The sequence below is a fragment of the Halomonas sp. NYA30 genome, from assembly GCF_976980765.1.
In genome coordinates this window covers 2,856,238-2,879,762 of the sequence record NZ_OZ334477.1, presented here as the reverse complement: position 1 = coordinate 2,879,762, position 23,525 = coordinate 2,856,238, and the positions used below count along the sequence as shown (strand labels likewise).

Genomic DNA, 23,525 nt, shown 5'->3' with positions numbered 1-23,525 from the left:
TTTAAGGCCAGCTCTTTGAAGAACGTTTTTAAGGACAGATATGGATCTTGAGCAAGTAGCCAGTCTCGAACGGGGTCAACAGTTGCCGCTCCAGCGCGATGTGGAGGCTATTGCCATTCCGTTTGGTAGTACGGAAACGCTCGTCGAAGATAGCGTAGTCAGCGTCATGCAGGCTAAAGGTAGCTCGGTGAGCGTCGGTTTTGAGGGGCGCCTGTACTTGATTGAGGGGAGCAACCTTGATGCGCTGGGGCTTGAGTCGTTGCCCCGCCCCACACTACCTGAAACTGCCAGTGAAGAGGAAATCGAGCAGTTTGTGTGGGATCAGTTACGCACCTGCTTCGATCCAGAGATCCCCGTCAATATTGTTGATTTGGGCCTAGTTTACGGCTGCCGCATTGAGCGCCTGATCAGCGGCGAGCGCATTGCGACTATTCGTATGACGCTAACCGCCCCGGGATGCGGTATGGGCGATGTTATTGCAGCGGATGCGCGCAATAAGATTCTTGGTGCACCGCAGATCAGCAAAGTACACACCGAGATAGTCTTCAGTCCCCCCTGGAGCCGTGACATGATGAGTGACGAGGCCAAGCTTGAACTCGGCATGTTCTAACCCCAGCTGGGGAACTGGATGCATAACCTCTTGTTGAAATGGTTAAAGCGCTTACTAATGTCGCTAGGAGCACTGTCGCTGCTGGCGACATTGCTGTTTATAGGTGGCAATTTTTGGGTGCTCGCGACGACAGCTGCTTATATCGAACGTCAACCGCAGCAGTGCCGTCCCGCGAGTGTGGGAGTCGTCTTCGGTACTTCTCACTGGACGCGCAGCGGTGTTCGGAATCCGCACTTTCATGCGCGAATGCGTACTGCGGCCACCTTGATTGAACAGTCCCAGGTCGAGCATCTGTTGCTGTCTGGAGATAATCGTACCCAAGCGTATAACGAGCCACGAGCGATGTGGCGCGAGCTTTATCGGCGCGGCGTTGCATCAGAGCAATTGACCATGGATTTTGCGGGCTTTAGCACTTATGACACCCTTGCGCGGGCACGGGATGTGTTTCAGTTGGATAAAGCGCTACTGATTACCCAGAGCTGGCACCTTCCCCGCGCGGTGTACATTGGACGTGCGTTGGGGATGGATGTTACTGGCTGCGTGGCGGATGATGCCACGGTGGGAGTCGAGTGGCGGTTAAAACTGCGCGAGTGGGCAGCGCGTGTGGCTACCCTGGGCGATCTGTATCTATGGGGCAGGGAGCCCTATTTCCTCGGCACTCCAGAGCCCATAGAGTTTAAGAAGCGTGCGCCCATCGAGCTAATTCTGCCGTCACTAAACGAACGCTTTTCGGCACCCTAGCGATGCGTTTTGCGCTTTTGCAGCGCATAGAGCTCGCGAATCAGTTTACGGCACCCCCGCATGCATTCCTCTACCACCGGTTCGATGGGATCAGGTAGCGGATGGGTAAAGAGCGAAGAGAGCGCCTGCATCAATACACGCTCTTGCTCTAATAACTCATTGATCAATACTTGGCTATCGTTACCTACGAAGCTTTTTAGACGGCTCCAAAGCCATAAAAAGTCATCGCGTTCAACGTCTGCATCCCGAGGCAGCATTTTCAAATGCGCACGGGCAAGCTCCTGCAATTTACGCATCTGCTTAAGCCGCTCAGTATAATGCGGCTTTAAAGCGTCGCGCAGTGAGGGGCGCAGGCGTTCGATATTGTCTTGGAAATAATCAATGCTATCGGCCAGCGCTTCCAATACGCTGTCCATCGCCACTTGGCGATTATCGAGAAACATGAGCGTCTACCTCCTTCGGTGACGCAGATTGTGGGGGGGACAGCGTCGATTTGCCACCCCCGAATCGGATTATTTTAAGATTTTGCCTTAGCCTTTAGGCTTGGGCGGCGTTTTACGAGCTGGGGCGGCATTTCTTTCAATGTGCTCAATGATCATGCCCGCAATATCTTTGCCGGTGGCGTTCTCAATGCCCTGCAAACCAGGCGAAGAATTAACCTCCATAATCACCGGGCCGTGATTTGAGCGTAGCAAGTCGACACCGGCAACGCGCAGGCCCATGGCCTTGGCTGCACGAATCGCCGTTGAACGCTCTTCAGGAGTGATTCGAATCACGCTGGCGGAGCCCCCGCGGTGTAGGTTCGAGCGGAATTCACCATCCGCCGCCTGACGCTTCATCGAAGCCACGACTTTATCGCCGATCACTAAGCAGCGAATATCAGCACCGCGTGCTTCCTTAATGTACTCCTGAACCATGATATTGGCTTTCATACCCATGAAGGCCTGAATGACTGATTCCGCCGCCTGGTTCGTTTCCGCTAACACCACGCCAATTCCCTGGGTGCCTTCAAGCAGCTTAATCACCAGCGGGGCGCCTTTGACCATGGTTATCAAGTCAGGAATATCGTCCGGAGAGTGCGCAAAGCCGGTAATCGGTAGCCCCAGCCCTTTGCGTGACAATAGCTGAAGTGAGCGTAGTTTGTCCCGCGAGCGGGTAATTGAAACGTTATCGTTGATAACGTAGGTGCCCATCATCTCGAACTGGCGTAACAGCGCGCACCCATAAAAGGTCACCGACGCCCCAATGCGGGGGATGACCGCATCAAAGTGCTCAATTTCTTGACCTTTATAGTGAATCGAAGGGTGGTGGGAGGTAATGCTCATATAGCAGCGCAGCGTGTCCACCACACGAGCGGTATGCCCACGCTGCTCTGCAGCTTCAACCAGGCGGCGTGTAGAGTACAAATTACGGTTGCGCGATAGCAGAGCGATATGCATGTAGGGGACTCCGAGTCTAAATAAAGGCGGCTAATAAAAGGGGTTAAGGCTCACCGTGCAAAAATGCCGCACCGGGTGCAATTAGCAGGCGGCGCATAGCGCGGCGTCCTAATAACATTGGGTGGCGCATATTGCTGCGGTCAGTCAGGGTCAATTCAACCGGAAAATTCAAATCACCCATTTGCATTGGGGTACGTATTACATAGCGCCACTCGCTATGTCCGTTTGAACTGGTGACTCGGCGTCGATCATGTAAATGTAGACTGTAGCGATGGGCGGGTGTAGTTGGCCCAGCGCTGTGGGTAATAAAACTTACCCATAGTTGACCATGTTCATCTTCATGTGTCTCTATCTCTTCTGCATGCAGGGCAGAAGTACGCGCACCAGTGTCTGCTTTACAGCACAGGTGAAGCCCTAGCTCAGGTAACGTCACCATTTCACGGCGTCCAATGACCGCCTTGGCCTGATAGGGTAATTCCTTCACGGCTCACTCCTTGCAATTAAAAATGACAACATCAAATCAAGCCTTTCTCTGCGACATCATCATGCTCAAACGGTGTTGAATAGAAGAGCCTTCGGGCGCATCACGCATGGCCATCATGACCGGTAAACGTAGCCGTGGGATGAGAGCAAGATCACGCACTACCGCGGCAAAATCAGTACGCTCATCTTCCGCCAAACGCTGTAGAAAAAGAGGTAAGCGCTCAGCGTCTTCAAGATACACCCAGCCACGCCCGGCTATGGCAGCCAGCATATCCGGCCCACAAACTGTGGTGTCTTTAAGTAAGGCGGAGTACCAATTGCCCACCGCTATTGCATCCGTATTACCCACAGCGCGCAGGCAAGCACATAAGGTTTCAATGTCGCCCGCTTGTGCGGCGGCTTCGCCACGACGTTGCAGCGCGGCGACTAATGCCTGTGGTAGTGGCTGGTGCTCTAAACAGTAGCACACGGAGTTAATAACGGCGGTAGGTAGGTCAGGCAGTCTCAGCGCTAACGTGTCCGCGTCGGGCGACTCCATACGAACGACGTAATCGGCAATTCCCTGTAATCCCAATGCCTGCCAATCAATCGCCTGCTGGCCACTCAAGTAATCCTCAACCGGCTCAAAATGCTGGCTGGCAGGTAGCCCTGCGTCAGAAGTGGCACGGGCATTGAGCATCGCTTGAAAGGTAACGCTGGGCGTAAAGGCGAGGGGATTATCCTTCATTAAGTGGTCCACGTCCGCTGTTTCTTCACGTCCCACCTGAGAAACAGCTCGACCTAATGTTTCCAGCAGACGATTTAAAAACGCATCACGCTGAGCAGGGGCAAGCATCCCCTGTTCATCGAGTGGCAGAGCTAAAAACCAAATGGCAGGTTCGGGCATATCCCCCAAACGGAACAGAATGGCTAAACGTGCTTGGCCTTGCCAAGGTTCTGGCCACGCCAGTTCGCCACGCTCAAAGGCGGCGAGGGACTCCCGTGGGCAGGCGACCACATGGCGGCCCATATGGTAAAGGGAAACCTCTGCGCCGCTGCGGGTAAAAAACTCATCAAGGGTTTGAATCGGTTGCATGACATCCTTCCGCGTTGCAAGCCTGCACTCTACCTTGATGATGGGTCACTGTCAGCCGCCGAGACGGATAAATACCGGCCAATGAGGATGCCTTACATGACAGTGTGGTTAAAAAGTAAACAACTGTGCGAAAGCCCCATGAGAGCAAGCGCTGCGACACCTTTCCATAGTTTATCCACAGGCTCGTGCAGGTTTTCTGTGAGTCTATGGATAACTCTTCACAAGTGAGCGTGATTGGCAAGCAGCCAGCCGAATGGGGATAATGGTAATAAGATACGCTTTTTCATTTTACGAGGTAGTTACAAACGACGTTATGAGTACTTTTCAACCGCTACAGACAGCACTTCTAGAACTTGAAGCCGCGATGAAAGCCGCCGATCTATGGCGTATGCCGACACCTGACGCTGATGCATTCGCCAGCCAGCAGCCGTTTTGCATTGACACGATGTCGCTGCCTCAATGGGTGCGCTTTGTATTCATTGCTCGCTTAAACGCCTTAATTGAGGCCCGCGCCGCCATGCCTGCCAAGTGCGAAGTGGCTCCCGCTGTGGCCGCGTATTTGCAGCAGGAGAAAACACCTGCACATCATCAATTGCTTGTTGTACACGCGGTAGAGAAAGTTGACCAGTTAGTCACTGAAAGCTGAACGCTATTTAAAGATGGAAGCGATTTAACAGACAAAGCCTGCCGCAAAGCAGGCTTTGTAAATTGCATCCGTCATAACGCTTTTAAGGCAGCTTAGAAACGGTAGCTGAGGCCCGCCATTACCACTACTGGGTCGATCTCAACGGTGCCCGCCTCTGCGCCGCCCACCTTGGCATCGGAATCGATATCGATGTACCACGCCGCAGCATTTAACGCCCAATGTTCATCAATCAGCAGATCGATACCGACTTGACCCGCTGCGCCCCAGGAGTCGTCAAGCTCCAATGATGCGCCGATATCGGTTTTTTCGTCAGAGAAGCGAGTGTAGTTAATACCTGCGCCGACATAAGGCTGAACACGGGCCTCGGTACCCCCTAACGGGTAGTACTGTAGTGTGAGGGTAGGTGGCAAATGCTTGGTAGAGCCATCAGTCACGCCTTCCACTTGCAGGTCGTGTTTGAAGGGTAGCGCGGCCAGCAGCTCGACCCCCATCTTGTCGTGGAAGCGATAGCCTAGCGTGAAGGCAAAATTCGTCTCTGCATCGACATTAACATCGGCGCCTAATATCTCACCGTTATTGCTTGTCGGGTCCACTTTTGCAACACCCACGCGGGTAAAAAAGTCACCCGCGCCATAGGCGAATACCTGGCTGCTGGTCATCAAAGCCGCAGCGGCAATACTGGAAACGAGTAGGGTGGGAAGGGCGGCTTTACGCATGAGTTGACTCCTAGTGGCATGGCTAAGCGGCTATGGATAAGCCACTTCATGATGTTTAAGAGTCTAATAAAGAGGTGGTCACTGGTTATTGATCTAGGGCAAGGGGTGATTGTCTTAACGCCAGATTCGTTATTCACAACATGAACGGCAGGCATAAAAAGGCCACCCGAAGGTGGCCCGATCACATACAGCGCAGAAGGGCTGTAATGTAGAGACCTTCCTGTTGTCGATATATCTGACACGTAAAGGTCTCATGAACAACTTATTGGTTAGCGAGTGATGTGCTGATATTCACCCGCATCGGCTGTCATACTGCTCACTACCAGGATAGCAATAAAGGAAGCGATGAAGCCGGGAATGATCTCATACACACCGGGACCACCCATAAATTCACCGTTCCAGCCCAATGCAATCCAGATCATGACAGTGGCGGCACCCACTACCATGCCAGCGATAGCGCCAGCACCGTTCGTGCGCGACCACATCAGCGACAAGATAATCAGCGGGCCAAACGCGGCACCAAAGCCTGCCCAGGCATTACTAACTAGTCCAAGCACCTGTGAATCCGGGTCTGACGCGATAACGGCTGCCACCAAGCCAACCAGTACGACACTGATCCGGCCTACGCCCACACACTCTTTATCGGTCGCTTCTTTACGAAAGAACAGGCGATAGAAGTCCTCGGTCAGTGATGAAGACGCCACCAGCAGTTGGCTGGAAATGGTACTCATGACCGCCGCCAGCAGAGCAGCATAGAGGAAGCCAGTGATCAGCGGGTGGAACAACAGCTCGGCTAGGATAATAAAGATCGTTTCCGGATCTTCTACGTCCATGCCATTACGAACCGCGTAGGCACGGCCAAATATGCCCAGAGAGACTGCGCCAATCAGCGAGATGGCCATCCAGCTCATGCCGATATTGCGGGCAATAGGCACATCTTTCAGCGTTCGGATAGCCATGAAGCGAACGATGATATGTGGTTGGCCGAAATAACCCAGGCCCCAGGTAACGGCAGAGAGCCAGCCGATAAAGGTCAATCCTTCTGTCCACGACAGAAGCGTGGGATCGACTTCATTGAGCGTTTGTGATGCTTGGGTGAAACCACCACCACCTTCGCCAAACAGCACCACCGCAGGCATGATCACCAAGGCCAGCATCATGATGCAGCCTTGCACGAAGTCCGTCATGCTCACGGCCAGGAAGCCGCCGACCACGGTATAGAGCAGTACCACACCCAGCGTGATGATGATGCCCGTAGCGTAATCGCTCAAGCCACCAATGTTGATGACGCCAGCAAAGGCGCTTTCGAACAGCTTACCGCCTGCCACTAAGCCTGACGCCGTGTATACTGCGAAAAAGATAACGATGACGATGGCGGAGACCGTTCTCAGCGACATTGACCGAGTGGGGAACCGGTTGGCCAAGAAGGCTGGAATCGTAATCGCATTGCCATAGTGAACCGTCTGTTCACGCAAGCGCGGAGCCACCAGCACCCAGTTAAAGAATGCACCCACGAACAGGCCGATACCGATCCAGGCTGAGCCCAAGCCGGATACGTACATCGCCCCAGGTAACCCTAGCAGCAACCACCCGCTCATGTCTGAAGCGCCAGCCGACAGGGCCGCCACCTTTGGGCTAAGGGTTCGGCCACCTAGCATGTAATCTTCAGAGGTGGATGTGGATTTGCGCATAGCATAAAGGCCGATGCCAATCATGAGCGCAAAGTAAGCAAAAAGGCTGATCCAAACGCCAATAGCCATAAAAAAGTCTCCTGTTTCTTAGTTATTAAGTCGGACGTAGCGCCGACAGGTTAGTGCGCTTACCGAGAAGAGTGGGTTGTGGCGCAGTCTTGTTGTTGTTAATGGCTGTTATTCCCTTTTCCTATTCACTTGACGTACCCCAGCAAATGTCAGGCTGGGGTGAGGTCGGAGAAATTTTCGGGTGTGATGAGCGGCTCACTCATCACCCAGCGCCAGTAGCGACGCGTTCCCGCCTAAAGCGGCGGTGTTATTAGTAATCGTTTTTTCAGTTACAAAGCGCTGCAGGTAGTGAAGGCCGCCGGCTTTTGGGCCTGTACCAGAAAGCCCTTGACCCCCAAACGGTTGAACGCCCACCACAGCCCCAATGATATTACGATTGATGTACACATTGCCCACGCGCATTTTCTGCGCTATTTCAGCGGCGAATGATTCGTTACGGCTATGTACGCCAAATGTCAGGCCGTAATTGCGTCCGTTAATGTCATTGATAACTTTATCAAGCTCGCTGGCTTTGTAACGCACGATATGCAGTATGGGCCCGAATTGCTCGCGCGTGAGTGAATCGATGCTATCAATCGTGAAGGCGACAGGCGCTACGAAAGTGCCATCTTGAGTATGCTCAGCAGCCATCGGTGTTTCGGCGACCAGACGATTTTCGGCTTTGAGTTTTTCGATGTGCTCCATTAAGCCTTTGCGCGCCTCTTCATCGATTACCGGCCCCACATCGGTGCCTAAATCGCGAGGGTCGCCAATGCGCAGTTCATTCATCGCGCCTTTGAGGATTTCAATGACCCGGTCGGCAACATCGTCTTGTAGATACAATACCCGCAGCGCCGAGCAGCGCTGCCCAGCGCTCTGAAAGGCCGACTGAATAACATCTACCACCACCTGCTCAGGCAGGGCGGTAGAGTCGACAATCATGGCGTTCATGCCGCCGGTTTCCGCAATCAGGGTGGCCAGAGGGGCCTTTTCTCGTGCCGCCAAAGCGCGGTTGATAATTTGTGCGGTGTCGGTGCCACCGGTGAAGACTACCCCGGTGATCCGTGAGTCGGAGGTCAGCACACTACCGACTGTGGGGCCGTCACCGGGCAGTAGCTGGACGACATCACGGGGCATGCCCGCTTCGTGGAGCAGCTCAATAACACGATGCGCGACGATAGACGTCTGTTCCGCCGGTTTGGCCAGGACTGTGTTACCTGCTACCGCCGCCGCGACAATTTGGCCGCAGAAGATCGCGACAGGGAAGTTCCAGGGGCTGATGGCTGCGAATACGCCCTTGCCTCCCATAAATAAGCGGTTGGATTCGCCAGTGGGGCCAGGGAGCTCGATGACTTGGCCGAAATCCTCTTCAGCGCGCATGGCGTAGAAACGGCAGAAGTCGACGGCTTCTCTAATTTCATCGACGCCATCGGTAAGCAGTTTACCGCCTTCACGCGAGCACAATGCCATTAGCTCTGGCATATGCTCTTCCATCAAATCCCCCAAGCGACGCACAATAGCCGCCCGTTCGGCCACCGGGGTGGCGTCCCAGCGAGGGAAAGCGGCCCAGGCAGCATCCAGCGCCTGGGTGGCTTGCTCTTTGCTCGTCCACTGAACGCTACCGACGGTTTTTTGGCGGTCGTATGGGCTGGTAACGCTATGGGTATTGGCGGCGTCGTCAGCGACATCAAAAGCGAGCAGCGGCTTCGTCGGGTACTGCTGATCCATAAACGCGGCCATCTTCTCCATGAGCGGATAGTAGTGGCTGCGTATATTCAGATTTACCCCACGTGAATTGCGCCGCTTGGGCCCGTAAATGTCTTTGGGTAACGGGATGTTCATATTGGCCAGATGTTGCTGCTGGCGCAGGGTTTCAATCGGGTGCTGACACAGCCACTCGACCGGTACGTCAGGGTCAACCAACTGGTGAACAAACGAGGAGTTGGCACCATTTTCAAGCAGGCGCCGCACTAAGTAGGGCAGCAGGTCTTTATGCGCACCCACCGGGGCGTAAATTCGGCAGTAGGTACCTTTCGGAGCACGCTCAAGAGCAGCGTCATAAAGGGCTTCGCCCATGCCATGCAGGCGTTGAAACTCAAAAGGACGGCTATCGCGATTAGCAAATTCTAAAATAGTCGTCACAGTGTGGGCATTGTGGGTAGCAAACTGCGGAAAAATGCGCCCCTTGGTGTCGCTAGAGAGCAGGAACTGCGCGCAGGCAAGATAGGCTACATCGGTACCCGCTTTACGTGTAAATACCGGATAGCCGTCGACCCCAAGCTGCTGGGACTCTTTAATTTCAGTATCCCAGTAAGCGCCTTTGACCAAGCGCAAAGGAATCTCATCACCTTGCTGGTCGGCCAAACGGTTAATGTAGTGCAACACTGGCAGCGCGCGCTTGGAGTAGGCTTGAACCACTAAACCGAAGTGACCCCAGCCCTTGGCGGCTTCACTTTCGTAAACTGCACGGAAGACTTCCAGAGAAATCTCCAGGCGATCAATCTCTTCAGCGTCAATAGTGACCGCAACATCCAGTGCACGCGCTTTGCTGACCAGCTTTATGACCGTGTCGACCAGCTCGGCAAGCACTTGCTCGCGGCGGCCAAACTCATAGCGGGGGTGAAGCGCTGAAAGCTTAATGGAGACCGACGGCGCCGGGGTTTTATCGCTTAACGTTTTGCAGGTTTTGCCGACTTGCTCGATGGCCCGTGCGTAGTCATCAAAATAGCGCTGTGCATCGTTACGGGTACGGGCGGCTTCGCCCAGCATGTCGTAGGAGTAGGTATAGCCTTTATTGAACAGCGGCTTTGAGCGCTTCAGCGCTTCATTAATATCGCGCCCCAACACGAACTGCTTGCCCATGATCTTCATCGCTTCGTACATGGCGCGGCGGATCACCGGCTCACCCATACGATTAACCATGCGATTGATGAAGTTGGCGGGCTGCCCCTCTTTAGGGTGGTCTAGCTTGAGCACGCGCCCGGTCATTAACAGGCCCCAGGTAGAGGCGTTGACCATCCACGAGTCGCTCTTGCCCACGTGAGACTGCCAGTCGGCGGGGCCAAGTTTGTCTTCAATCAGGGCATCGGCGGTGGCTTTGTCGGGAATGCGCAGCATGGCTTCCGCTAGGCACATCAGCATCAGGCCTTCGTGAGTATCCAGGCTGTACTGCTGGAGTAGCTCATCAATAGTATCGACGGCCGTGTCCATTTTACGGACATCCTGAACCAAAGCGGCTGTATTAGCTTCAATGCGGGCAAAGTCGTCGCGGTCAGCATCCAACACCTTGATCAGTTCGCTGACATAGGCGCTTTCATCCACTAGGTAGTGGTCGCTAACGCGCGCCATGAGAGTGTCGAGATCAGTTTGCCAGATGGCAGGGTCACGCATTTTCTTGGCATTGAGCATTGAAGCCCCCGAAAGTCTGAACAGAACGAATGGGTAACAGGGCGTTACGCCCAAGCTAGTCAGCGAATGTAGAGTGCGGCTAACTCAGGTGTATGCTGATTTCACGGTAAAACATGTCAATTCCGCGGCAAGCACAGTAACTTTACGACTTTAGTATAGTTTTTGCTGGCCAGCTAGCGGCCCTAACGCAGCGGTTGAGGCACTGAGCGCAATGGGTGACGCATCTCCCTGGCGTAGTTTACGCGGCGACAAACCATAGCTACGCCGGAAAGCATGAGAAAGTGCGCTTTGGTTGGCAAAGCCGGTTTGAATGGCAATGTCGGTGAGCGGAAGTCGGCTTTGCAAAATCAGTTGGCGGGCCGCATTTAGCCGTTGCCGCTTGACGTATTGCCAGGGTGAAAGCCCGGTTTGGGCGCGGAAACAGTCGGAAAAATGTGCTTCGCTCAAACAAGCCAGCCGCGCTAGGTCGGCGACACGCAGCTCCTCAGCGAGGTGCTGGCGAATAAAATGATTAATTCGCGTCAAGTCCAGCCGACGTTGGTTTGAAGTGGTAGCAGAGCCCAATCTCGCTTTAAGGGAACCTAAAAGGGTGGCCGCTAAGCGGTCTTGCTGAAAGGAGTTGGTAGAGGTATCAAACCCTTGAGCAAGTTCGCTCTCCATAAAGGCTAAGTAGTGGCGCAGTGCGTTGTCTAAACCAAAAAAACGGGGGGCATCAAATAGCGCTACTAATTCGTGATTTTCACCTGTCAAAGCGGGGGCGTCCTCGGGCAGGTCGAGAATCAATTGTCGATTATGGCCATTGCCCGAATAGTAGTGCTCATGATTGGCGGGCACGATACAGCCTGAAAAGGCATTGACGCGCCCACCCAACCCTTCAATTTCAAACTCTGACGAGCCACACATGGTGATGACTATTTGATGAAAATCATGAGCATGATGTTGCGTGGCGCTGGCTAGAGGTATTTGTCGAATGGTGCTCGGCATAGCAGGTCTCCTGGACCGCACCAGCTACTGCTGGCGGAGGGCTGTATGGGCGGACAAATGATCGCGAAGGGCCTTAAGTTCAGCCTGGCCCTCTTGATTGAGCAATGGTTTACCTTGGGCTACCATCCAGCGTCGGCCATGCTGCTCCATTAAATGGGCGGCACGGCGACGAATGCCATCCAAATACTCATTATGCCGAATAGGGTAGCCGATGATAGCGTTCCACTCGGTTTCGCTTACCTGGCTGTTGAGCGCTTTATCAAACAGCGCCAGTAAATCCTTAGGTTCAGTGCGGTAGCGCGGCGTGCTTGAGGTCATCAACACCAGCATTACCGCGCCAATCACCAGCAAACACACCCCAAATACCAATAAATACAGCGCCATTCGCTGGGCTCCTAGGCGTCATCAGTTCACAAATTGTCATTTAATTATACGCGTGACGCCGCCAAGGTCGAAAATTTTACTATTTTGCGAACTTTTCCAGTGCGGCGTGTCTGAGTATGTACAGACAACAGCGCGATAGCAGTCGCTAAAGTTGTTGTTCTGGCTCTTTGTTTTGATCCCTTGCTTCCGCTACTCCTTGAGTAGCGGTTTTTTTTTGCCTGATGCTTGCCTGTTTTATCGCTGCTTAAAAAAAGCGTTGCCAGCATAACGGCTAATGGCGGCGAATCATTAGCAGTGCAATTAGGATATCACGTCGTGTCACGATGCCTATTAACCGTTGTTGTTCTACGACTGGGTACACCTTGGGTTTCGCTGAACGCATTTCCTGTGCCAAGTCGGTAATGCTCTTATTCGGTGATACGCTGAGTACTTCGTGGCGCATCAGCTCTTTAACGAGCGGCGCCTCATCATCGTGATAGATACTATCAAGCACACGGCCCAATACATCCTGCTCCGAAATAAAGCCGATTAAGCGGTCGGCGGCATCAACCACCGGTGCACCTGGCAAGCGGTGCAGTGCCAGGCCCTTGGCTAATGTGGTGATGGATGCGTCGGGTGAAACACGGTAGCAATCGCGGGACATGATGTCGCGAACGATGTTGGGTGCAGCTCTACTCATCATGGACACTCCTCGATCATCGTATTCAGCGCTGTGACAATAAAGCCTTCGCAGGCAGTGCGTTCTGATTGTTCGTTGTTGTAGGCGCTAAGGTAGAATCAACTCTTTCACTGTAGGTGATTTGTTCATGGCGTGCGTCCTGCAAGCTATCTTTATTCAACGCTATAAGTACTGAATTTTCTGTGTTGTTAATTTTCTAATGGCATAGCTGATCGTTAATTAAGGCATCAAGGAGCCTTCCATGGATGCACGTGAATATTTAAACCGCAAAGGGGTGGGGAGTGAGCGTGACCCGGATCGACCCAATACGTTAGAAGAGAAAGCCTGGGAGCGGGCGAGGGGCTCTGGTCATCAACGGCCTAAATCGGGCACCCCCCACGATTGGGAAGAATGGGAGCGCCATCACGATGACTTGGCTGAAGGGGCAGAAACCCTTGAGCAGAAAATCGATAAAGAAGCCCATCGGATTGCCCAGGAGCGGGCCGCTCAGGCCGCTAAGGAGCCAGCCCCTGACGCCGTAGAACACTTCACGCCACCACCCAAGGCGGCGCTAGATACGACCCCGGCTGCATCATCCAAAACGGCATCAGAAAACCAGGCAGAACCAGCGACACCTGAGCCCGCCGCGTTGAAGTTCGCCTATTATGCCCTGGCGATATGCCTGCCACCCCTCGCAGTCGGCTTAACACAGGGCGGCCAAAAGCGTGTGATTATTGCGTTGGTGTTGACACTGGCGGGTTGGTTGCCGGGTGTGGTGTATGCGGCTTGGTGGTTGCAGCGGCGTTAACCAACGATTGTTATTACGTTTACGACTTGGCAGCTTCATCCATGTGCGTATAATCCGCGTAAACTAATTTATAAGCCGGGGTTTACGATGGGTTATCTAATGGGCGTTACCGCCCTGTGGGCATTTTCCTTTTCGTTGATAGGGGTTTATCTGGCGGGGCAGGTCGACAGCTACTTTGCGGTGCTGCTACGAGTAACGCTTGCCATGCTGGTGTTCCTGCCGTTTTTACGCCCCGGCCTGTTGCGTGGTAAGCAGCGGCTCGCCCTCATGGGATTGGGTGCCATCCAATTGGGGGTGATGTACACCTTCTTCTACCAATCCTTTTTGCTGTTGTCGGTGCCTGAAGTACTGCTGTTCACGATCTTTACGCCTATCTATATCGCACTGCTGGATGACCTCCTGTTTGGCCGCTTTACCCCCATCTATCTCGTGACGGCACTGCTTGCAGTTCTCGGGGCAGGCGTCATCCGCTATGACGGTGTCGATAGCGGCTTCTGGATGGGCTTTTTAGTGGTGCAGGGGGCAAACCTTTGCTTTGCTATTGGTCAGGTAGGTTATCGTCGATTAGCGGCTGATTTACCTCCTACGCTGGCGTGGCACAATGTATTTGGCTGGTTCTTCATTGGCGCAATGGTAGTGGCACTACCCGCTTATTTACTCTTCGGCAACAGCGCTGCATTACCGACCACATCGCTGCAGTGGGGCGTACTGGCCTGGCTGGGGTTAGTGGCGTCTGGCGTTGGCTACTTTGCCTGGAATCAGGGCGCCACTAAAGTGAATGCTGGCACGTTAGCAATTATGAACAATGCACTGGTGCCAGCAGGTCTTATCGTTAACCTGGTAATTTGGAACCGCGATGCGGATATTCCGCGCTTGCTGCTAGGCGCGCTTATCATCGCGGCCTCGCTGTGGCTCAACCATTGGTGGTGCCAGCGTCGTCAAGTGGCCGTTAGCTAAGCCTATTTGCCCGATACCTCCGGTGTCTCCATAATGGCGGCTTCTGTTAGCGAGAGTCGGCCCATGAGCAACACCTTACCGCCAGATGCCAAATCTTCAGAGGCTAGCTCGCTCTCCAGCGATCAATCAGGCAGGCCCTTTAAAACCATCGGGCTGATTGGTCGGTTGGGTAGCGATAAAGTAATCGATTCTCTGCAGCGCCTGGTGACCTATCTCGTCGCCCATGAGTATTCGGTGCTGGTGGAAGACCGCACGGCTACTGCCTTGCCGCACCATGGTCAACCGGAAGCAAGCCGCCGCATGTTGGGGGAGCTGTGCGATCTGGTGATCGTGGTGGGAGGCGATGGCAGCTTGCTTGGTGCGGCGCGCACGCTCTGCCGAAGCGGAACGCTTATTTTAGGGGTCAATCGTGGCCGCTTAGGGTTTCTTACTGACATTTCGCCAGATGAGCTGGAAACCCGTGTTAGTGAAGTGCTCGCGGGCGAATTTGAGATTGAACAGCGTTTCCTGTTAGACGCCGTGCTCTACCGTAACGGTGTTGCGGTGGGCAACGGCGATGCCTTGAATGAGGTCGTTCTGCACCCCGGCAAAGCGGTGCGCATGATTGAGTTTGAATTGTTTATTGATGGTCAGTTTGTTTATAGCCAGCGCAGCGATGGCTTGATTGTCGCCACGCCTACCGGCTCTACGGCTTATGCACTCTCGGGTGGTGGGCCGATCATGCACCCCAAACTTGATGTAGTGACGCTGGTGCCGATGTTTCCCCATACGCTGTCGAGTCGGCCAATCGTGATTGATGCCGCCAGCGAAATCCGTATTCATATTGGCGAAACTAACCAAACCTATCCGCATATAAGCTGCGATGGGCAAACGCGGGCGGTAGCGAAGCCCAACGATGTGTTGGTGATTACCCGTAAGCCTGAACGCGTTCAACTGGTGCACCCCATCGGACATAATTTCTACGAAGTGCTGCGCAGCAAATTAGGCTGGAGCCACCGGTTGGGGGATTAAGCATGCAGCGTGAAACGCAAGGCAGGCCTCAGCTGGAAGGATATGACCTGATTGGTGATGTCCACGGCTGTGGCGCTACGTTAGCCGCATTACTCGAAAAGCTGGGTTATCATCAGCGCAGCGGTGTATACCGCCACCCACGTCGCAAGGTGATTTTTCTTGGTGACCTGATTGATCGCGGGCCGCGTATTCGCTTGGCTGTGACCATTGCCCGGCGAATGGTAGAGCAGGGCGAGGCCTACATTGTGATGGGGAACCATGAGTACAACGCCCTGGCGTATACTCATCCAGGGCCTGCAGGTAGCCACAAGCGCTGGCTGCGTGAGCATACTCCTCGGCATAATCGCATTATTCAAGACACCCTAGAGCAGTATCGCGACTACACCAACGAGTGGGAAGATACGTTGGCGTGGTTCAAAACTATCCCGCTCTGCCTTGAGATAGACGGAATTCGGGTGGTGCATGCCTGCTGGGATCAGAAGCTGATTGACGAGCTAAAGCAGCGACGTCCTGATCAATGTATGGACACCGATTTTTTGGTTGAATCCACCGACCCCACTACCCAAGCGTATCAAATACTCGATCGCCTCACCCGAGGCCCGCATGTCTCGCTGCCCGAAGGGATTGCGATACACTCTGGCGATGGCTTTACGCGGAAAAGTTTCCGCGCCCACTTTTGGGCTCAAGACCCGCAACAGTGGGGTGATGTAGTCTTTCAGCCAGATAACCTGCCCGGCGATCTTGAAACCCGCGAACTCACGACCGAAGAGCGGCAGAAATTGAGTTATTATGGGCCTGAACAGCCGCCGTTATTTATTGGTCACTACTGGTGCGAAGGAATACCGTCGCTTCCCGCTCGTAATATCGCCTGTTTAGATTACAGTGCGGTCAAATATGGCCGGTTAGTCGCTTACCGCTGGAGCGGAGAGACGGCGCTAAATGCCGATCACTTTGTATGGATTAAGGTGCCAAAAGAAGAGCGGGCATTGCCGAAACCCTGGGAAATTGATTTTGATTAAGTAATTATTTCTTTTGTTACTTTTTTTTACATAATTTTTGAAAAATGGCTGAACTAACCCTGCTGTCGGCTATCAGAGTAAGTGTTCCCTTGAATGATCCCTTGCTTTTATTCTCCGGCGGTCCCCACCGCCGGTTTTTTTTGCCTTTTTGTTGGCAACCGATTGTTGGCAGCCGTTAGCTCACCCAATACCTACTCGCTGCGGTCACCGTGCCCGTTAGCGCATTGATTAGAGGGATGTTATGCATCCAGTGATGCTTTTGCCCGATCACGCGGATACAAGCGAACTGCGCAAGGCACTTTGGCGCCACCGCATTGGTCACCGCATTACCGACGAGGCCGACGGCCAGCTGCTATGGATAGCTGACCCTCGTCAACACGATGAACTGAAATCATTGGTAGAGCGCTGGAGACAGGGTGAGCCCCTGGAACTACAGCACTCAGCCAAACGTTCACGCAACATGAATTCCTCCCTGACTTCTCTCAAACAAGTGCCGGTGACGGCCTTGATGATTGCAATAAGTTTGGTGGTGTTTGCCCTGATAGGGATATTCGGTGACCAGCTGATCGTAACGTTGACCATCGTGCCCATCGGTATTTCCGGTGGTGAGCTGGTGTTCGGTCAGCTGTCGCAAACGCTCTCGTCAGGGCAGGTGTGGCGTTTGCTATCGCCTGCGTTTCTACACTTTGGCTGGATGCATTTGATATTTAACCTGATGTGGGTGTGGTACTTCGGCCGTCAGATTGAAGCGCTGCAGGGCAGCCGCACTATGCTACTGCTGCTTATTGTGGCTGGCATTGGTGCCAACATCGCCCAGTACCTGACCGGTACCGTATTGTTTGGCGGTATGTCCGGTGTGGTTTATGCGCTGCTGGCCCACGTTTGGTTGATGTCCCGGCGGGTGCCCAGAAGTGGTTTCTTTGTGCCGCAAATGCTGGTGGTCTTCATGCTGGGGTGGATGGTGTTCACCATGACCGATATGGCGGGCAGCGTTGGTTTTGGCAATGTCGCTAATGAAGCGCATTTGGGTGGCCTACTCGTGGGGCTGGTCACAGGCTGGTATTATTCATCCCGCCGTTTGAAAAAACATTAAGAGGCCGCAATGAGCGAAATGACGTTCGAGAAAATGATTAACCAGATGACCCCAGCGATCTATGAGAGCCTGAAACAGGCGGTATCGCTGCGCAAATGGCCTGATGGTCGTCGCTTAACGCCCGAACAGACCGAGCTCTGTTTGGAAGCGGTGATGCGCTATGAAGCTGAGAACAATGTGCCGGAAGAGAGCCGCGTAGGCTATTTAGAGCAGCGTACCTGTGGGGCAGCTGCCAACGGCGCTGGTGTAACACCAGAAATGGCCGGCTTGGCACGGGATGCCACGCGTGATTGAAGCGGCAGTGCAAGGTTGTTTAAGCAAAATGGCGGCAGCGCTGCCTGATCGTCAGCATGAGCAGGTAACCTACCATTTGCGTGCAGGGGAGCATCGTGTCGCGCTTAATGAGCGTATCGGTGAGCCGCTTAGTTTGCGTTGGACAGGCGCGATTGCCTGTACCCACTGTGGGCGGGCGACCAAGAAGAGCTTTGCCCAAGGCCATTGTTACCCTTGCTTTAAGCGGTTAGCACAATGCGATACCTGCATTATGAAACCAGAAACCTGCCACTTTTTCCAAGGCACCTGCCGTGAGCCGGAGTGGGGAGAGAAGCACTGTTTTCAGCCTCACATCGTTTACCTGGCTAACTCTTCTGGATTAAAAGTGGGTATTACGCGCAAAACCCAAATGCCGACCCGTTGGTTGGATCAAGGTGCGATACAGGCGCTGCCGATTCTGGAAGTCGATACCCGGCAGCAATCGGGGTTTGTCGAAATGCTGTTCAAAGAGCAGGTGGCCGATCGCACCAACTGGCGGGCTATGCTTAAAGGTGATGTTACAGCAATGGATTTAGCCGCTGAGCGTGACCGGCTGCTGAGCCTGTTAGCTGGCGGGCTGAATCAACTCCGCGAGACTCATGGGGCAGATGCCATTCGCACCATGGAGCAGCCCGCACAAGAATTTCACTACCCGGTCAGCGTCTTCCCAAAAAAAGTGGTGTCGCATAATTTTGATAAGCAACCGGTGGTGGAAGGCGTGCTGCAAGGCGTCAAAGGCCAGTATTTGCTCCTTGATAGCGGCGTTATTAATCTCCGCAAATTCACAGGTTACGAGATCCAGATGAGTTAATCGGCTAGCCAGAGTGCGGTGAGTTGGCTAAGGTTAGGGGGTAGCATTATCTCGCCTTAAGCAATGCAAGGAAGCCCCGATGCCCTGGCTTAAACTGCTTCACATTGCCGCGCTAGTGATCTGGTGCGGCTCGCTGTTGTATTTGCCCGCTTTGCTCAGCCAAACGCTGCAGCTACGTAAAGACTCGGGCTTTGCACAGGGTACGCCGCCAATGCCGCGGTTTTTTTATATCTCTTTTGCTACCCCTGCCGCCTTAGTGGCGATTGCGTCGGGTACGCTGTTGTTTCTTATCCATGGCATATTGGGCGGCTGGTTAATCTTAAAGCTTGGCGCCGTGGTGGCGATGGTGGCCGCTCATGGCTGTTTTGGCTGGTTAATACTGCGCCTTGAGCAGGGCCACTACCGTTGGGTGAAGCCCGCCAACTGGACAGCGCTATGCGTTGCGTTAGTGGCCATTCTCAGTGTGCTAGGCTTTGTATTAGCAAAACCGCTGGATTGGAGCTAACACTGTGGCTCTAGTCCTCAACGTCGACACCGACCGCATGTTCATACACCAGTTGGCCGCCCAGCAGGCCCGCCACGGCGATCAAGCCAGCGGTGATCAGCGATACGGCCAATCCCCAGGGCAAAATCGCGCTGGCGTCGTTAAAGCGCAGCAGCCAGTTCAGCGACGCCAGCGAGAGCATTACGACCGCTACGATGGCATGACTCCAACCGGTAATCAGGCGGCGAATACGCGGCACGGTGACCAAGTCAATAATCCCCGCCGTACTGGCAATCCAGCCGCCAAACGCACCGACGCCAGCCAGCCACAAGCTGGCGCGCAGCCAGAATTCATCACCACTCAGCAAAAAGCCGATATCGCTGGCCACCAGCGCCAACAGTGCAGCGACCGGGAAATGAATCATCACTGGATGCAATGGGTGGCCGGCGATAGAGGCGCGGCTTACGATCGAGAGTTGGCGAGTTTTTGCCATGGTCACTTCCTGTGGGCAGAAAAAGGAATTCAGGGATGAGGCTTAGACTTCAATGTTTAACACGTATCCAGCGCTTAACAAGTATTCAACGCTTAACCCAGCAGAGGGTCAACCGGCTGGGCATTCTGCTCGCCCTGTTAGCTGGATTACTGCTAACCGGCTGCGCGGGCGATAAGTCTATTCTAGACCCGGCAGGCCAAGCTGCGCGAGATGTGGTGATGATTTGGTGGGTGATGCTAGGCTTTGGCACCGTCGTATTGGTCATGGTCACCGTTTTTTGGCTGTATACCTTTAAGCGTAAAGAGGTGGCACGCACGCCGGTAGAAGAGCGCCGGGTGGCACGGCGTTGGATTGTCGGCGGCGGGATAATACTGCCAGTCGCCAGTATTATCGCGCTGTTAACTTTTGGTGTGCCGACGGGGCAACGTATGTTAACGCTGCCTTTAAGTGATCCACCGGAAGTGATTGAAGTCATCGGCCATCAGTGGTGGTGGGAAGTGCGCTACCCAGGAGCGGAAGGCGGCGAAGTGGTGACTGCTAATCAACTCATCATGCCGGCGGGTGAGCCCATTGATTTTCATGTCACCGGTGCCGATGTGATCCATGCCTTTTGGGTGCCGCGGTTAGGTGGCAAGATTGATATGGTTCCAGGGCGCATCAATAAAATACGCTTGGAAGCGGATGAGCCAGCGGTATTTGGCGCTCAATGCGCCGAGTTCTGCGGCGCCCAGCATGCCCAGATGCAGCTCTATGTAGAAGCTGTCGAGCGCGACGAGTACGACGCTTGGTTGGCTGACCGTCAAACGGATGAATTGTCGTCGCTAGCGACAAACGACCAACAGCATGAACCTGCCAGGGAGGCATTTATGACCCATTGCGCGAGCTGCCACCGGGTAGCCGGGCTCTCAACGGCTGGAGAAGGGCCTGACCTTTCTGATTTAGGCAGCCGTACCAGCTTAGGAGCGGGCATTATGGCCATGGAAGAGGGCGCGGTGACCCACTGGCTGCAACACCATCAACGTTTAAAACCAGGCAATAAAATGCCGCCCCACGATGATATTGACACCGCTACCTTGGCGTCCCTGGGTGCTTGGCTGGAGAGCTTGACACCATGACGACCATTAATCGTGAAGTGACGCCACCGGGCGATTTACCCGAAAATCCTAAGCGGTTGCACAACGATCTGCATGAGATCTGGGGAAATCCGCGCGGCTTAAAAGCACTGACCATTGTAAACCACACCACCCTTGGCCTGAGATTCATGGTCACTGGGATGGTGTTTTTCTTGATTGGCGGCCTGTTGGCCATGCTGGTACGCACCCAGCTGGCGCTTTCTGATCAAGATTTCATGACACCGGATATCTATAACCAGGTCACCACCATGCATGGCACGGTGATGATGTTCCTGTTCGCTATTCCTATGCTCGAAGGGCTGGCGATTTACATGATTCCTAAGATGATCGGTGCCCGCGATCTGGTCTGCCCACGGCTGACATCGCTGGGCTACTGGTGCTATCTATTCGGCGGGATCATCTTAACGTTTAGTTTGGTGTTAGAGATGGCACCGGACAGCGGCTGGTTCATGTATACCCCGCTTAGTAGTAGCGAGTACTCACCGGGTTTAGGTTCGGATTTTTGGCTGCTGGGGATCACCTTTGTTGAAATCTCCGCGCTCTCTGCCGGTGTAGAACTGGTGGTTTCAATACTGCGTACGCGTACCCAAGGAATGGCGCTGCATAAAATGCCGCTGTTTGCCTGGTACATTCTCGCGATGGCTTTAATGATTGTGGTCGGTTTCCCGCCGCTGATTCTGGGCAGTATTTTACTTGAGCTCGAGCGTGCCGCGGGGATGCCTTTTTTTGACGTGGCCGGGGGCGGTGACCCCATTCTTTGGCAGCATCTCTTCTGGCTGTTCGGTCACCCTGAGGTTTACATCATCTTTTTACCGGCGGCGGGGATAGTGTCTACACTGATACCGGTGTTCGCTGGCCGTCCGATTGTGGGCTATGGCTGGGTGGTTTTTGCCATTGTCACCACCGGCTTTATCAGCTTTGGATTATGGGTCCACCATATGTTTACCGTGGGGATTCCCCAGCTGGCTCAAGCCTTCTTTTCAGCCGCCAGTATGCTGGTCGCGGTGCCCACGGCGATTCAGGTATTTGTTTGGCTGGCGACGTTATGGCTGGGTAAGCCGAAGATGAAGCTGCCGATGCTATGGATATTAGGCTTCTTGATCATTTTTGTGTGCGGCGGCTTAACGGGGGTAATGCTGGCGCTGGTGCCGTTTAACTGGCAAGTGCACGATACCCACTTCGTGGTGGCACATATGCACTACGTTTTAGTCGGCGGAATGTTCTTCCCGCTGATCGCCGGGCTTTACTACTGGCTGCCCCTCTTTTCAGGCCGTATGCCTTCTGAAACGCTGGGTAAATGGGGCTTCTGGCTGACATTCATCGGTTTTAATACCACGTTCCTGATTATGCACTGGACCGGGCTGCTGGGTATGCCGCGCCGTGTTTACTCTTATGACGCGGGCATGGGTTGGGATATTTTTAATCTAATTTCTTCAGTAGGCGGCTTCATTATGTCGGCGGGGATTGCCATGGTGCTGCTGGATTTTGCTCTACACTTCCGTTTTGGCAAGCCCGCTAAGCCTAATCCATGGAATGCTGATGGCCTTGAGTGGGCCAATAGCATGCCGCCAAGCGCCTATAATTTTGTCAGTTTGCCAAAAATCGAGACACGCCACCCGCTTTGGGATGACCCTGATTTGCCGCGCACTATAGCGGAAGGCCAGCATAGTTTGGCGGTAGCGACTCATGGGCGACGTGAAATGTGGGGAACCGACCCGTTAACCGGCAAAGTGCGCGAAATTATTCACCTGCCAGGTAACTCTTGGTGGCCGCTTTTCGCTGCGATGGCGTTGGCAGTGGTGTGTTTAAGTCTGCTGACTCGCCTTTACCCGTTGGCCGTTATCGCCGTGGTGGTCGCTGGATTGTTTCTATTGCGCTGGTCATGGGAAAACGGTGCACATCCAAAAGCTGCGCCTGATGCACGGGTGGCACCCGGCGATCCTCCGCTGCACTCGCGCACCATGGATGGCCCCGGGCTATGGGCAATGTCGATAACCATGCTCGCTAATGGCTCGTTCTTCCTTTCCTATTTGTTTGGCTGGTTCTACCTTTGGACGGTCTCGCCTGAATGGCGAATGCCTGAGGTTTCACCGCTCTCCCTGGTGGGCCTGCTGTTGGCTGGTGGAGCACTCACGGTAGGTGCAGGCATCCTCGAAAAACTGATAAGTGGGTTGCGTCAGCAGCGTGATGCTGGGCTGTCACTAGGCATGTTCAGTATTAGTGCGCTTGGGTTTTTGCAGGTGGGCATCACGCTTTGGGTACTGCTGAGCGCAGACCTTGCGGTTACCGAGAATTCTCATGATGCAATCATTATGGTGGGACTAGCGTATGCACTGTTTCATGGGGGTTTGGGTGCTGTGCTAACGCTGCTTCAGGGCCTACGGGTGGGTTATGGCTATGTGGGCGCCCATGCACCTTTTGAGCCCGCTGTCGTTGCTCAATTGTGGCGTTATAACGTGGCGACGTTCTGGATCATCGTGGGCGCGCTTGCCGTGCTGCCCCGTGTCATAGGGAGTTAGGC

Annotated in this window: 24 protein-coding genes; 13 read left to right on the top strand and 11 right to left on the bottom strand. The window is 54.0% G+C overall.

Annotation, left to right across the window (positions count from 1 at the left end):
* Positions 1–40 precede the first annotated feature (40 nt).
* Together sufT and ACWI0H_RS13400 are read left to right on the top strand one after the other, a co-directional pair.
* The gene (gene sufT / locus ACWI0H_RS13405; protein ID WP_176304604.1) at positions 41–610 is read left to right on the top strand and encodes a putative Fe-S cluster assembly protein SufT; all 570 of its coding nucleotides are present in this window, start codon (positions 41–43) and stop codon (positions 608–610) included.
* 18 nt (positions 611–628) lie between these two features.
* Positions 629–1,351: a SanA/YdcF family protein gene (locus ACWI0H_RS13400; RefSeq protein WP_176304605.1), complete on the top strand. Its 723-nt coding sequence runs from the start codon at positions 629–631 to the stop codon at positions 1,349–1,351.
* Here the strand turns inward: ACWI0H_RS13400 and ACWI0H_RS13395 are convergent.
* From ACWI0H_RS13395 to ACWI0H_RS13380, 4 genes are all read right to left on the bottom strand, one after another.
* Positions 1,348–1,794: a hypothetical protein gene (locus ACWI0H_RS13395; RefSeq protein WP_336274387.1), complete on the bottom strand. Its 447-nt coding sequence runs from the start codon at positions 1,792–1,794 to the stop codon at positions 1,348–1,350. The genes ACWI0H_RS13400 and ACWI0H_RS13395 overlap by 4 nt on opposite strands.
* Before the next feature lie 87 nt (positions 1,795–1,881).
* Positions 1,882–2,790, bottom strand: coding sequence for a 30S ribosomal protein S6--L-glutamate ligase (gene rimK, locus ACWI0H_RS13390; protein ID WP_485873681.1), 909 nt, complete (start codon positions 2,788–2,790; stop codon positions 1,882–1,884).
* Between the two features lie 43 nt (positions 2,791–2,833).
* Positions 2,834–3,274 (bottom strand): putative ATP-dependent zinc protease, encoded by a 441-nt coding sequence (locus ACWI0H_RS13385; protein WP_176304607.1) that lies wholly within the window; start codon positions 3,272–3,274, stop codon positions 2,834–2,836.
* 36 nt (positions 3,275–3,310) lie between these two features.
* A complete protein-coding gene (locus tag ACWI0H_RS13380) occupies positions 3,311–4,348 on the bottom strand; it encodes a DUF3549 family protein (protein ID WP_485873680.1) in 1,038 nt (345 codons plus the stop codon).
* A gap of 313 nt (positions 4,349–4,661) precedes the next feature.
* On the opposite strand from ACWI0H_RS13380, the gene ACWI0H_RS13375 reads away from it, so the two are divergent.
* Positions 4,662–4,994 carry a YqcC family protein gene (locus ACWI0H_RS13375; protein ID WP_176304609.1) on the top strand — a complete coding sequence of 111 codons (333 nt, stop codon included), beginning with the start codon at positions 4,662–4,664 and terminating at the stop codon, positions 4,992–4,994.
* Positions 4,995–5,086: 92 nt separating this feature from the next.
* Here the strand turns inward: ACWI0H_RS13375 and ACWI0H_RS13370 are convergent, their stop codons facing one another.
* From ACWI0H_RS13370 to ACWI0H_RS13345, 6 genes are all read right to left on the bottom strand, one after another.
* Positions 5,087–5,710 carry an OmpW/AlkL family protein gene (locus ACWI0H_RS13370; RefSeq protein WP_336274390.1) on the bottom strand — a complete coding sequence of 208 codons (624 nt, stop codon included), beginning with the start codon at positions 5,708–5,710 and terminating at the stop codon, positions 5,087–5,089.
* A gap of 269 nt (positions 5,711–5,979) precedes the next feature.
* On the bottom strand, positions 5,980–7,470 hold the full coding sequence (gene putP, locus ACWI0H_RS13365; protein WP_485873679.1) for a sodium/proline symporter PutP: 1,491 nt from the start codon (positions 7,468–7,470) through the stop codon (positions 5,980–5,982).
* Positions 7,471–7,665: 195 nt separating this feature from the next.
* Positions 7,666–10,857: a bifunctional proline dehydrogenase/L-glutamate gamma-semialdehyde dehydrogenase PutA gene (gene putA, locus ACWI0H_RS13360; RefSeq protein ID WP_485873678.1), complete on the bottom strand. Its 3,192-nt coding sequence runs from the start codon at positions 10,855–10,857 to the stop codon at positions 7,666–7,668.
* Positions 10,858–11,007: 150 nt separating this feature from the next.
* Positions 11,008–11,841 carry a helix-turn-helix domain-containing protein gene (locus ACWI0H_RS13355; RefSeq protein ID WP_485873677.1) on the bottom strand — a complete coding sequence of 278 codons (834 nt, stop codon included), beginning with the start codon at positions 11,839–11,841 and terminating at the stop codon, positions 11,008–11,010.
* A 24-nt stretch (positions 11,842–11,865) separates the two neighbouring features.
* Entirely contained in the window at positions 11,866–12,225 is a 360-nt protein-coding gene (locus tag ACWI0H_RS13350) for a hypothetical protein (RefSeq protein ID WP_008957014.1), read from the bottom strand.
* 271 nt (positions 12,226–12,496) lie between these two features.
* Positions 12,497–12,904: a CBS domain-containing protein gene (locus ACWI0H_RS13345; protein WP_035557597.1), complete on the bottom strand. Its 408-nt coding sequence runs from the start codon at positions 12,902–12,904 to the stop codon at positions 12,497–12,499.
* A 241-nt stretch (positions 12,905–13,145) separates the two neighbouring features.
* Between ACWI0H_RS13345 and ACWI0H_RS13340 the strand changes: the two genes are divergently transcribed.
* The 8 genes from ACWI0H_RS13340 to ACWI0H_RS13305 all read left to right on the top strand — a co-directional run bounded on the left by ACWI0H_RS13340 (position 13,146) and on the right by ACWI0H_RS13305 (position 19,399).
* Positions 13,146–13,691: a YqaE/Pmp3 family membrane protein gene (locus ACWI0H_RS13340; protein WP_485873676.1), complete on the top strand. Its 546-nt coding sequence runs from the start codon at positions 13,146–13,148 to the stop codon at positions 13,689–13,691.
* 87 nt (positions 13,692–13,778) lie between these two features.
* Positions 13,779–14,648, top strand: a complete 870-nt coding sequence (locus ACWI0H_RS13335) for a carboxylate/amino acid/amine transporter (RefSeq protein WP_176304614.1) — start codon at positions 13,779–13,781, stop codon at positions 14,646–14,648.
* A gap of 63 nt (positions 14,649–14,711) precedes the next feature.
* Positions 14,712–15,659, top strand: coding sequence for an NAD(+) kinase (locus ACWI0H_RS13330; RefSeq protein ID WP_101145263.1), 948 nt, complete (start codon positions 14,712–14,714; stop codon positions 15,657–15,659).
* Between the two features lie 2 nt (positions 15,660–15,661).
* Positions 15,662–16,678 (top strand): metallophosphoesterase, encoded by a 1,017-nt coding sequence (locus ACWI0H_RS13325; RefSeq protein ID WP_485873675.1) that lies wholly within the window; start codon positions 15,662–15,664, stop codon positions 16,676–16,678.
* 241 nt (positions 16,679–16,919) lie between these two features.
* Entirely contained in the window at positions 16,920–17,771 is an 852-nt protein-coding gene (locus ACWI0H_RS13320; RefSeq protein WP_485873674.1) for a rhomboid family intramembrane serine protease, read from the top strand.
* A 9-nt stretch (positions 17,772–17,780) separates the two neighbouring features.
* Positions 17,781–18,065 carry a YeaC family protein gene (locus ACWI0H_RS13315; RefSeq protein WP_176304616.1) on the top strand — a complete coding sequence of 95 codons (285 nt, stop codon included), beginning with the start codon at positions 17,781–17,783 and terminating at the stop codon, positions 18,063–18,065.
* Between the two features lie 28 nt (positions 18,066–18,093).
* Complete coding sequence (locus ACWI0H_RS13310; protein ID WP_485876223.1) at positions 18,094–18,894, top strand: DUF2797 domain-containing protein; 801 nt, start codon at positions 18,094–18,096, stop codon at positions 18,892–18,894.
* Between the two features lie 79 nt (positions 18,895–18,973).
* The gene (locus tag ACWI0H_RS13305; protein ID WP_008957005.1) at positions 18,974–19,399 is read left to right on the top strand and encodes a CopD family protein; all 426 of its coding nucleotides are present in this window, start codon (positions 18,974–18,976) and stop codon (positions 19,397–19,399) included.
* A 10-nt stretch (positions 19,400–19,409) separates the two neighbouring features.
* Here ACWI0H_RS13305 and ACWI0H_RS13300 read toward each other — a convergent pair whose 3' ends face one another.
* Positions 19,410–19,871, bottom strand: coding sequence for a DUF2231 domain-containing protein (locus ACWI0H_RS13300; protein WP_008957004.1), 462 nt, complete (start codon positions 19,869–19,871; stop codon positions 19,410–19,412).
* 35 nt (positions 19,872–19,906) lie between these two features.
* On the opposite strand from ACWI0H_RS13300, the gene coxB reads away from it, so the two are divergent.
* Positions 19,907–20,986, top strand: a complete 1,080-nt coding sequence (coxB, locus tag ACWI0H_RS13295) for a cytochrome c oxidase subunit II (RefSeq protein ID WP_008957003.1) — start codon at positions 19,907–19,909, stop codon at positions 20,984–20,986.
* Positions 20,983–23,523 carry a cytochrome c oxidase subunit I gene (gene ctaD, locus ACWI0H_RS13290; protein ID WP_485873673.1) on the top strand — a complete coding sequence of 847 codons (2,541 nt, stop codon included), beginning with the start codon at positions 20,983–20,985 and terminating at the stop codon, positions 23,521–23,523. The genes coxB and ctaD overlap by 4 nt, the downstream gene beginning before the upstream one ends.
* Positions 23,524–23,525: the final 2 nt, after the last annotated feature.

Excerpts from the sequence above, each read along its gene's own strand:
- sufT (WP_176304604.1), top strand. The coding sequence starts at position 41 with ATGGATCTTGAGCAAGTAGCCAGTCTCGAACGGGGTCAACAGTTGCCG.
- ACWI0H_RS13400 (WP_176304605.1), top strand. The coding sequence starts at position 629 with ATGCATAACCTCTTGTTGAAATGGTTAAAGCGCTTACTAATGTCGCTA.
- ACWI0H_RS13395 (WP_336274387.1), bottom strand. The coding sequence starts at position 1,794 with ATGTTTCTCGATAATCGCCAAGTGGCGATGGACAGCGTATTGGAAGCG.
- rimK (WP_485873681.1), bottom strand. The coding sequence starts at position 2,790 with ATGCATATCGCTCTGCTATCGCGCAACCGTAATTTGTACTCTACACGC.
- ACWI0H_RS13380 (WP_485873680.1), bottom strand. The coding sequence starts at position 4,348 with ATGCAACCGATTCAAACCCTTGATGAGTTTTTTACCCGCAGCGGCGCA.
- ACWI0H_RS13375 (WP_176304609.1), top strand. The coding sequence starts at position 4,662 with ATGAGTACTTTTCAACCGCTACAGACAGCACTTCTAGAACTTGAAGCC.
- ACWI0H_RS13370 (WP_336274390.1), bottom strand. The coding sequence starts at position 5,710 with ATGCGTAAAGCCGCCCTTCCCACCCTACTCGTTTCCAGTATTGCCGCT.
- putP (WP_485873679.1), bottom strand. The coding sequence starts at position 7,470 with ATGGCTATTGGCGTTTGGATCAGCCTTTTTGCTTACTTTGCGCTCATG.
- putA (WP_485873678.1), bottom strand. The coding sequence starts at position 10,857 with ATGCTCAATGCCAAGAAAATGCGTGACCCTGCCATCTGGCAAACTGAT.
- ACWI0H_RS13355 (WP_485873677.1), bottom strand. The coding sequence starts at position 11,841 with ATGCCGAGCACCATTCGACAAATACCTCTAGCCAGCGCCACGCAACAT.
- ACWI0H_RS13350 (WP_008957014.1), bottom strand. The coding sequence starts at position 12,225 with ATGGCGCTGTATTTATTGGTATTTGGGGTGTGTTTGCTGGTGATTGGC.
- ACWI0H_RS13345 (WP_035557597.1), bottom strand. The coding sequence starts at position 12,904 with ATGAGTAGAGCTGCACCCAACATCGTTCGCGACATCATGTCCCGCGAT.
- ACWI0H_RS13340 (WP_485873676.1), top strand. The coding sequence starts at position 13,146 with ATGGATGCACGTGAATATTTAAACCGCAAAGGGGTGGGGAGTGAGCGT.
- ACWI0H_RS13335 (WP_176304614.1), top strand. The coding sequence starts at position 13,779 with ATGGGTTATCTAATGGGCGTTACCGCCCTGTGGGCATTTTCCTTTTCG.
- ACWI0H_RS13330 (WP_101145263.1), top strand. The coding sequence starts at position 14,712 with ATGAGCAACACCTTACCGCCAGATGCCAAATCTTCAGAGGCTAGCTCG.
- ACWI0H_RS13325 (WP_485873675.1), top strand. The coding sequence starts at position 15,662 with ATGCAGCGTGAAACGCAAGGCAGGCCTCAGCTGGAAGGATATGACCTG.
- ACWI0H_RS13320 (WP_485873674.1), top strand. The coding sequence starts at position 16,920 with ATGCATCCAGTGATGCTTTTGCCCGATCACGCGGATACAAGCGAACTG.
- ACWI0H_RS13315 (WP_176304616.1), top strand. The coding sequence starts at position 17,781 with ATGAGCGAAATGACGTTCGAGAAAATGATTAACCAGATGACCCCAGCG.
- ACWI0H_RS13310 (WP_485876223.1), top strand. The coding sequence starts at position 18,094 with ATGGCGGCAGCGCTGCCTGATCGTCAGCATGAGCAGGTAACCTACCAT.
- ACWI0H_RS13305 (WP_008957005.1), top strand. The coding sequence starts at position 18,974 with ATGCCCTGGCTTAAACTGCTTCACATTGCCGCGCTAGTGATCTGGTGC.
- ACWI0H_RS13300 (WP_008957004.1), bottom strand. The coding sequence starts at position 19,871 with ATGGCAAAAACTCGCCAACTCTCGATCGTAAGCCGCGCCTCTATCGCC.
- coxB (WP_008957003.1), top strand. The coding sequence starts at position 19,907 with ATGAGGCTTAGACTTCAATGTTTAACACGTATCCAGCGCTTAACAAGT.
- ctaD (WP_485873673.1), top strand. The coding sequence starts at position 20,983 with ATGACGACCATTAATCGTGAAGTGACGCCACCGGGCGATTTACCCGAA.